This window comes from Marinobacter sp. 1-4A, assembly GCF_016597725.1.
Taxonomy (GTDB): Bacteria; Pseudomonadota; Gammaproteobacteria; order Pseudomonadales; family Oleiphilaceae; genus Marinobacter.
Genome location: NZ_VCGY01000017.1, coordinates 1 through 8,670, shown reverse-complemented (window position 1 = coordinate 8,670; position 8,670 = coordinate 1). Strand labels below are relative to the sequence as shown.

Below are 8,670 nucleotides of genomic sequence, written 5' to 3'. Positions count from 1 at the left end.
TGAGCCAAAGTTACAATTTCAATGGCTACGATTGAGCTACCTTCGCATGATTTTGTATCTTTGCCCCAAACCTCTTCAACTTCCATCATATAGACACCGTGATTTCCCTATATTGCATAACGCCGCCAACACGCGCAGCTTTGTAGTGGAGGCGAAGCCGCAACGGAAAAGCTGTCGCTGTGATTGGCCTTGTTATGAAATCTACTTGATAGCGATGTATATCTGGATTTCGCTATCACTTTTGTACAGCTCAAAGTCAGTAGTATAAGCACGAACATATTCTGGCTCGCCTGAACTAAAGTACCGCCAGATCTCCGACCAAGTATCTATAACAGCCTGTGGCAGGCTCCCCTTTCCTTCAAAAACCAAATATTTACCTGCCTGAATCGTGACAGAGTCAACGCCACCTTCAAACATATCAGAACCGGCTACCACATCAAATTCACCGGTGAAATCTGACTCATAGTTGCAGTAAACACCAAAAACTCTCGCTTCTCTTTTCAGCTTTGGAGCAATATCGCCATAAAAATGCTGCCAAAGCCCCGATATTTTTGATGAATCAGGGTTCATCTCATCAGCGTTCTTTGTGCGAACTTTGATCCCATTTACGGTTTCTTCTTCTATCTGAACAACCTTCACGATTCGGTCTCCTAGATTTCATAACGCTTGCAGCAGGGGCGCGACGTCAGGAGCGTCCCTTGCCTGCACTTGTTAAATGTTTACTGGCGACCAACGAGGATTGCCTCCGCTACACTGCCGGAACAAAGGCTACGTAGCCCCTGAATGAAATTTATTGCCGACTGAATTTCAACTTTTAGCTCGCCTGAAACCATTGAGATTTCTTGCGGGCGGCAATCAGTGTATGGGTACTCGGAGAGAGTTACATGCACCCCTAGAATCCCTGTTTTTGCAACCACGTAACATCTTAGACCGAAGCGCTCTAAGTAGTCAGTTCCGTCAACTTTAGATTGCCCGGCAATTAATTCTGTCTCGCCTTCCAATGTGCTGGCCAATTTCTCGAAACCATTACAGAACTCTCTGATTTCACTCAGATTGAACCAGCCTTCGCCAAAACCACTGAATCCCTGAGATGCAAAGCGCCCGGAAAGACCTGCACTACCATCATCATCGAGATCAATTGTTATTGATAGTTGGCTCATACTTGCTCTGACATTTAACGCTTGCAGCATGCGCGCCTGCGGAATGGAGCCGAAGGCGCAATGTAGTAGGCGTCGCCGTGCCTGCACTTGTTAGGAGTCATGCTGTCGCAAGTTGCAAAATATAGCCCGCAATTACTAAGACAAACCCAGCCCAGCAAACTTGCCGAGCGGTGACCTCAAAATTCCTGACCGGCTCGTACCTGCGTTCTAGGTCTAAACCTCCGCGGGTTAATGAAAACCACTCTGCATGCTTCTCCGGTGTGGGCTTGCTGCCCTTGAGGTTGTCTAGACTTTCTGAAATACCGTTTCGCTTCACTTCAAAATCTTGTGACTGTTGATCAATTAACGGCCTGCGTAAAAACTCGAATGACAACAAGATAAAGCCAAACACCTGAAGCCAAGCGCTTAAGGCATCTATGAACCGGTGAACGTCTATGTCTTCACCCGTCAATAGGTGACCGAAAACGATGTAGCCCCCTGCAAAAAAATTCAGCCCCAAAACGAGGGCCTCAGTGGTAAATGGTTTTGGGTCCGCCGCCATAACCTAATGACTCCTAACGTCGCGCTCAACGGTTGTTTTTAAAGTACTTCTTTTGCGCTAAAGTGGCTTGCCACGCGCAAAAGAAGTACTTTAAAAACAATCCGTTGCAGCGCCTTGTTAGGCATTTTATTCGTCGTCAGCATAAATATCAAAGTCTAACTCAATACCTGTATTATTAACTTGGGTTAAAGCCTTAGGTGACAATGTAAAACCACGATTCCAACCATAAATATGGATACCTATTGAAATTCTACATTCGTATTTTTTACGCAACTGCTCCCAAATTTCGGTTTTCACTGAAAAAGAGTTTAGCAAATTGATTAAATGTTCATTTGGACCACTAGGTGCATTACCTTCAACGCGATAAATCCAAGCACCTTTTTTATATGGTTTAGCCACAGAATTACGACGATCACCTCTTTTAATACTCCTCGTTGCATTAACACCTAGTATTTTTGTAATTTCATCGGGATCTAGGTCTTCTGCGTAAAAGCATAGTGATGCACTCGAAGAATCAACTACTCCTCCAGTTATAATTTCTTTTCCTTTAGAACCAATTTGGACTACTTTATCATTACTCATTTTCATGGCCTAACGCCTTGCTCAACGGCGTAGTATATTTGGCGGTTTTTATGCGGCTCTTTGCATAAAAAGTGACAAATATACGGAGTCCGTTGCAGCTTTTTGTTAGGGGTTTAATTCACTTCGGACTTTGATACGTCTCTCCGGAGTTGCTCATTCCCCTAGTTCTTTTTTATTCATTTACTTCAGGGGGATGGCTGCTCCCGAAGTACCTTCTTTGTAACGCGCTTAGAATTTTATTCAGTCCCTTCGCTTTTCATATCAGACGAAGCGAAGAACTCTAAATTAACGGCGCAGTTTTTAATACCTGTTGCCCCGCAACCTAAGCGGTACATTTACCCTATATCACAGAGCTTAACTTTTGCTTTTATCATGGGATAATTCTAGCCGTTTTGCTTCACTGCGTCGCACTCTTTTTGACGCTTAGGCTGACGTAACTATATGCCTTTAAGACCCCTAACGTCGCCAACACAGGCAGCCGAAGCGAAGCGTAGGCTGTCCAGTGCAATGCGTTTTTTTGCATTGCACGATTGTGCTTGGCCTTGTTAAGTGTTGTATGTATAAAAGTGCCACGTGCTTTTACCTGTGTTTAATGACTCATATAACTTTTGCGCCTGCTTTATCTTTGGGAAAAATGAGGGAAATGCCTGTTGCCCCACTCGTGTAATTCTTCTAAAACAGGAATCAATGATCTTCCATAATGGGTTAACGAATAGGTTACATTCAGTACCTTTTCCTCAAATACCTCTCTCTGAACAACCTGATCCTTCTCAAGCTCTCTAAGCTGTTGAGTTAAAACTTTCTGGCTAATTGGTGACAATCTTTTTTTAATTTGTCCGAACCTCATTGGTCGCTCAATTAACGTGCGAATGATCATTGGCTTCCATTTTCCACTGATAAGGTTGAGTGTTGAAAACACCGGGCAATTCAAAGGATTATCATCGTTTTTTCTTCTATCATCCATACCAGTTACCTAAAAGTGCCTAATTGACGATATCTGCCATGCAGTTATAGTTCCAGATAATTCAATACATGAAAGCTCAGGATCATGAAGAAGTACCAGTTTCCGAAAACATACATACATACTATACCCATTTTTCCTTTAGGAATGATAAATGCATTTCTATTAGTGAACACAAATGGATGTATTCTTATAGATACAGGTTTACCCAATACTGAAAATAAAATTAATCGTGTACTAAAAAAATTAAATCTGGATTTTAACGATATCAAACTAATCGTGATCACACATGCCCATATTGATCATGCGGGAAATGCATCAAAAATTAAATCTCTGTCTGCTGCTCCCATCATTGCACACAAAGCAGACTTGCCCTATTTTACAGGGGAAAAGAAAATGTTTTTTTGTGCCACTGGATGGTTTGGTCGGCTATTTAGTCTAACCGGAGCAATTCAGAGGCCATACGAAGCCTTCAAGCCAGACATATTACTGAAATCATCTGAGAAATTCGGGCTTAATGACTTTGGATTTGATGGAGAAGTTATTTCAACGCCTGGTCACACCGAAGGCTCCATTTCTGTCATTGTTGAAAACACTCAGGCAGTCGTTGGTGATCTCATATCGTCAGGAATATTATTAGGTGGCATTATCAGAACAAACCGGGCAAAGAGGCCTCCATTTGAAGAGAACCCCTTAAAAGTTAGTCAGGAACTTAAAACAATTTCAGACCAGGGTGTGTCGACATTTTTTATGGGCCATGGGGGACCATTACCTCAAGTTGAAGTGTTGCGTCATATAGAAAAGTTGAAAACAGTGGCGAACAAATAACGCTGAGCACAGCGGCGACCTTGGAATGGCGACGAAGGAGCCATGGAAAGGGCGTCCGGCGGCCATCGGCCGCGTACTGCTGCGACTTGTTAAAAATTGGTCCAACTCTGAGGGTAGCGCAAACGAAAGATGATCGACATCACATCAGCGAACCTCAAGCGACCAAGTAAGACCAGAGAGAAAAAGACTCCCTGGACGCAAATGATCATAGACACTACCAACAGCAAAACCATAGTGATTGCAAAGAACGCAGTCGGATCCCCAGGTTGGGCAGAGTTGGCAACATCAATGCCTAGCGAGGCAGCTAAGAGGGGAACCAAAGTGAAGTACCATAGGCCGATTCCGATCACTACTCCCAAACCCGCAGCTACATTTGAACAGACCCTGTAGTAGGGCTTTAGCCTCGCAGCGTCATGAAAGAACTTCCGTATGCGGCCCATGTTCACCTGATTTTTAACGCTTGCCATCAGCGGCGGCTGAAAGCCGTCCGGTGGAGGGCCGTAGGCCCGCAACAAACTGAATGGCCTTGTTAGGCATATTTTTCAATGACTTGCTCCCAGTCTTTCATATGCCTCTTGGATCCTAACCTGGCTAAGAAATTGAGAAACCGCATGATCACGCCAAAACACCTTGACGGTGGCTCGACGAGGCTCATCAACTTTATCTGTGTTTTCTCACCAATCGGAATTAAGCGCATTTCTGCGCCAACAGCTCCCATCAGGTTCTTTAACGGCAATGGATCTGACCAGTCGTCCTTTTCCTCGTCAAATTTCCCAAGGTAAACAATCTTAAAGCCTATTTCCGTGTTAGGAACGAGTTTTTCAATTTTTAAGTCGCAACATTTATCGTCATCGCCTTCGTAAACAGCAAACAGATAAAGCGAAACAATATCGCCAATCTTGAAGTCTCCTTCGAGGTCGTCATCGAACTCAATCTCATAATCCGGAATCAATTTTTCGGGCAATTGCTTCTCAAGATTCTCGAAACGTGTGAGAAAGGCATACACCTGCTCGACTGGTTTATTTACTGTTACCTTCCCTGCGTTCAATTTCATTTCAAAACTGCCTAACGTTGAGCGCAGCTGCGTGTGCTGCGCAGCAGTACACGTCGGCTGGCGCGCCTGGTTATGCGTAACATACTTTCAGCCTACCCCAAACCTTTGGCCAGCGCGCCACTTTCTCACTTGGGGAAAGTAGCCATGGCTGAATTGAGATTGGCTCTGCAAATTGGTTGAGTTCGCCAAATAAGAATGCGTTAACTGCGCCTAACGATACCCCGCCTAATGTGGCACCCACAGCCAGCAACTGATTGCAGCCTTGGCAGTGATAGAAAGTAGCTTGGCCACTGCCATTAAACGCCGTGTATATGGAGGACTGGGATTCGACCGAAACCACCATATTCGGATTACTTACCACTGCAGACGGGTGCTGCTGACAATACTCGCAATCACAAACGCGAGGCACAAGTTCGCTGAGTTCAATTGGACCCTCGGCCACGACTTTACAATTACCACACTTGCACTTACCACGAATTTTCATAGGACGATCGCATAACGCCTGCATCTGCGGCAAAAAACAGTTGGCGGCTTTTGCGCCCGCGTAGCGGAAATGCGCAAAAGGTGACAACTGTTTTTTGTCCGTAGCATGCACTTGTTAGCTTTGTTTTTAATAGTTAATGTTGGCTGCCTCAATTACCACTTTACCGTTTTTTTCTTGAAAAAAGTAAGTGGTAAGTGCCGGTGTTTCCCTGTTTGAGCAATAAAGCCTCCACATAACTATAATCTCGTTTGGATTCTTATGTGTTGCAAGTAACTCCATTTTTTTGTGCTTACCCAAATCCGAAAATATTACTTTTCTTTGCTTTGAATAATTTTCGATATCGACATATTCCTTCATACTTTCAGAAAAATACTCAGAGAATTTCTCGTAACTGTCTTCATCCCAACCAACCTGCATACTTTCAGCTATCGGAGTTACTACTGATAGAAAATCTTCTTCAGATAAGTCAAAAATACTCATTTATATTCCTTCTATTAAGCTAACGCTGAGCTTAGCGGCGCCACGTCAGTGGCGTCCGGTGGACGGCCCTCGGGCCGGGAACGTACTACAGCGACTGGTTAGCTGGGGGCATCAATAAAGTCTAATCCTTGGCAACCAACATCGCAGCCTACACCGCTGCCCTTGCACCCAAATTCGCCGATGCATCATTATTAAAACTACCGCCAATGATGCGGTGAATGAACCTGAACATCAGAGTAGCAGGTAAGCAAGGGATTAACTTTCGGCGGACAGCCCCAAGACCGAAACTCCCCCGTTTACTACCAACACCGCTGGCCCATTGAGCTACCAGCAACACGCCAAATTTTCGGGGCTTGGCCGAATCACCATGTTGCCGATTCGGCTACCAACTCTCGGCCAAGGCCAATAGCACCCAACCACCAAAAAAGACCAAAGCACTACCAGCTAACGCTGAGCGCACCGGTGACTTTGGCGTAGCGAAGCGGAGACAAAGGCATCCGAGTGCCGCGCCTGGTTAAATTACTATCGTTCACCTTCAAGGCCATGCCATACCCGCAGAATAATGATGGTGCTGGCATGAAGTGAGTATCGAACGACGTATTTTCCAAAAACCATATCTCGAACAGAGTCTGGCACCGGTGCTATTTCAACGGGTGTGCCCATTTTGGGGAAGTCTGGAAGCAGTCCGATTTTGCCAACCAGTTCGGCGGCAACCTTGGCTGCCGCTGATGGATTGTGGACGTCAATGAACTCCCTCAAACGTTTCAAATCTTCAATGGCATCATCCGTGTAAACCAGTTTCACTTACCTGACCTCGGTGCGTCCTGCTCGTTCTCGGCTCCCCAACTATTAAGCCAGCTATGAACCTCGCTGGCATCAACCACCTTGCCACGGGCAGCAGACTCCATTGCCTCTAACGTTTGTTTCCATCGCTCTTGCTCAAGCTGCTGCTTTTCTATGTATTCTGACAAAGCCTGGTTGATTACCCAGCCTTTGCTCCGGTGCAGCCTGCCGGCGATTGCTTCCAGATGCTGTTCAACTTCTGCTTGGAGGCGAACTGTGGTGACACTCATGACTATACCCTCGAATTTTCGACTACAACGTATTACAGCATAGTCGATGGGAGTGCAGCAAAAAATTTAACGCCGTGGTTTAGCGGCGCCCCGACAGGGGCGCCCGGTGTAGGCCGTCGGCCGGAACGAACTACAACCAATTATTAAATGGCTATCTCGCGCCTTTCGCCGAGACTATCGATGAACTGAAAACCACGAAAGGTCCTTTCAGTTGCAGACCACTTGGCTCGAGCCACGACCGGAAGCTGAAGCTCATTGGCGGTTAAGAAACGTGAGAACTCATCAAGTTCAGATTGGTCTGGCTGACGGATTCCATGCCAAAAATAATATCGGATTCCATCTGCAAAAAGGACAAAGGATTCTGATCCGTCGAAGGAGCCGAACTGAACTTTACCGTTAGCAAAAGAAAACTCGGCAAGCTCTAACTGAACAATGTCCTCACTGAACTCTGGGTGACTGTCAGGGATTACATGCTCGAAACAATCATAGCCATCTTCGTCATTGTGATAGACACACCACTGGTGACTCTGTAAATCCTCAACCGTGATATCTGAGATTCTTTTCGGCTCGCTCATATTCCTTGCCATTTAACGCCAGCGCACAACGGCGCCCTTGTAATGGAGGCGCAGCCGCAATGAAAAGGGCGTCCGGCGGCCACAGGCCGCGTATTGATGCGCCTTGTTAGCTGCGAACAACCGAACCGGAATGAAACCCGACCTTTGGCAACCAAACATGACAGCCTGCACCGACGCCCCCTGGCACCAGCTACCGCTGATGCACTGTGATTAAAACCACCGCCAAAATTGTGGTGAATGAACCTGAACTTCAGAGTAGCAGGTAAGCAAGGAACAAGGTTTCGCCGGACGGCCCCGCGCGGCAAACACCCAACTTATTACCAACACCGCTGGCCGACTGAGCTGCCAGCAACACGACGAGTTCCGACGGCCTTGGCGAACCACCGTCCTTACCGATTTTGCTACCCGTTTTCGGCCAAGGCCACTGGCACCGAACCACCCAAAAGGAACAGCGCACTTCTCAGCTAACGCCAGCCAGCATGCGCGGCTATGGAATGGAGGCGGAGCCGCAATGTAATAGACGTCGCCGTGCCTGGCCTTGTTAAAATATCAGCTCAGAGCATCAGGGTTGAATATAACCAAGCTTGGGTTGTTCTCGTCATCGGTTGCGAAGTGTTCGTGCTCGAAATCGCTACCGTGTACCTCAATTTCGTCGGCTACCTTTGCCAGAAAGTGAGCTATCGCTCTTAGCTCGGCTGGTGTCGCAGATATGGTTACCTCGGGGAGTTCCGCTGGCTGCGGACTCTCAGCATGCTGCAGCTCTTTTGTATAACCCCAGAACTTCATATCGCCTGCGACTCCTTGTGACTTTTAACGCATGGCTCAGCGGCATAAAATGCTTGGCGGTTTTTGCGCCGCGAAGCGAAATGCGCAAAAGGTGCCAAGCGTTTTATGTCCGTTGCAGCCACTTGTTAGGCAGCAGGTACTGAGCC

12 protein-coding genes are annotated in these 8,670 nt (G+C 46.5%); 1 reads left to right on the top strand and 11 read right to left on the bottom strand.

Annotation, left to right across the window (positions count from 1 at the left end):
• Positions 1 to 201 precede the first annotated feature (201 nt).
• From FE845_RS18330 to FE845_RS18310, 5 genes are all read right to left on the bottom strand, one after another.
• On the bottom strand, positions 202 to 639 hold the full coding sequence (locus tag FE845_RS18330) for a GyrI-like domain-containing protein (RefSeq protein WP_200367946.1): 438 nt from the start codon (positions 637 to 639) through the stop codon (positions 202 to 204).
• An 80-nt stretch (positions 640 to 719) separates the two neighbouring features.
• A complete protein-coding gene (locus FE845_RS18325) occupies positions 720 to 1,160 on the bottom strand; it encodes a hypothetical protein (RefSeq protein ID WP_200367944.1) in 441 nt (146 codons plus the stop codon).
• 97 nt (positions 1,161 to 1,257) lie between these two features.
• Positions 1,258 to 1,701, bottom strand: a complete 444-nt coding sequence (locus FE845_RS18320; RefSeq protein WP_200367942.1) for a hypothetical protein — start codon at positions 1,699 to 1,701, stop codon at positions 1,258 to 1,260.
• A gap of 126 nt (positions 1,702 to 1,827) precedes the next feature.
• The gene (locus FE845_RS18315) at positions 1,828 to 2,289 is read right to left on the bottom strand and encodes a DUF4279 domain-containing protein (RefSeq protein WP_200367940.1); all 462 of its coding nucleotides are present in this window, start codon (positions 2,287 to 2,289) and stop codon (positions 1,828 to 1,830) included.
• Between the two features lie 613 nt (positions 2,290 to 2,902).
• The gene (locus FE845_RS18310; protein ID WP_020742834.1) at positions 2,903 to 3,247 is read right to left on the bottom strand and encodes a winged helix-turn-helix transcriptional regulator; all 345 of its coding nucleotides are present in this window, start codon (positions 3,245 to 3,247) and stop codon (positions 2,903 to 2,905) included.
• An 84-nt stretch (positions 3,248 to 3,331) separates the two neighbouring features.
• Between FE845_RS18310 and FE845_RS18305 the strand changes: the two genes are divergently transcribed.
• A complete protein-coding gene (locus FE845_RS18305) occupies positions 3,332 to 4,072 on the top strand; it encodes an MBL fold metallo-hydrolase (RefSeq protein WP_020742835.1) in 741 nt (246 codons plus the stop codon).
• A gap of 529 nt (positions 4,073 to 4,601) precedes the next feature.
• Here FE845_RS18305 and FE845_RS18300 read toward each other — a convergent pair.
• The 6 genes from FE845_RS18300 to FE845_RS18275 all read right to left on the bottom strand — a co-directional run bounded on the left by FE845_RS18300 (position 4,602) and on the right by FE845_RS18275 (position 8,524).
• A complete protein-coding gene (locus FE845_RS18300; protein ID WP_200367937.1) occupies positions 4,602 to 5,126 on the bottom strand; it encodes a hypothetical protein in 525 nt (174 codons plus the stop codon).
• A 610-nt stretch (positions 5,127 to 5,736) separates the two neighbouring features.
• Complete coding sequence (locus FE845_RS18295; RefSeq protein WP_200367935.1) at positions 5,737 to 6,090, bottom strand: hypothetical protein; 354 nt, start codon at positions 6,088 to 6,090, stop codon at positions 5,737 to 5,739.
• 522 nt (positions 6,091 to 6,612) lie between these two features.
• Positions 6,613 to 6,894, bottom strand: coding sequence for a type II toxin-antitoxin system RelE/ParE family toxin (locus tag FE845_RS18290; RefSeq protein ID WP_200367933.1), 282 nt, complete (start codon positions 6,892 to 6,894; stop codon positions 6,613 to 6,615).
• Positions 6,891 to 7,163 carry a CopG family ribbon-helix-helix protein gene (locus FE845_RS18285; RefSeq protein ID WP_200367931.1) on the bottom strand — a complete coding sequence of 91 codons (273 nt, stop codon included), beginning with the start codon at positions 7,161 to 7,163 and terminating at the stop codon, positions 6,891 to 6,893. The genes FE845_RS18290 and FE845_RS18285 overlap by 4 nt, the downstream gene beginning before the upstream one ends.
• Before the next feature lie 143 nt (positions 7,164 to 7,306).
• Positions 7,307 to 7,738 carry a hypothetical protein gene (locus tag FE845_RS18280; protein WP_200367920.1) on the bottom strand — a complete coding sequence of 144 codons (432 nt, stop codon included), beginning with the start codon at positions 7,736 to 7,738 and terminating at the stop codon, positions 7,307 to 7,309.
• A gap of 549 nt (positions 7,739 to 8,287) precedes the next feature.
• Positions 8,288 to 8,524, bottom strand: coding sequence for a hypothetical protein (locus tag FE845_RS18275; RefSeq protein ID WP_200367918.1), 237 nt, complete (start codon positions 8,522 to 8,524; stop codon positions 8,288 to 8,290).
• Between the last annotated feature and the right edge of the window lie 146 nt (positions 8,525 to 8,670).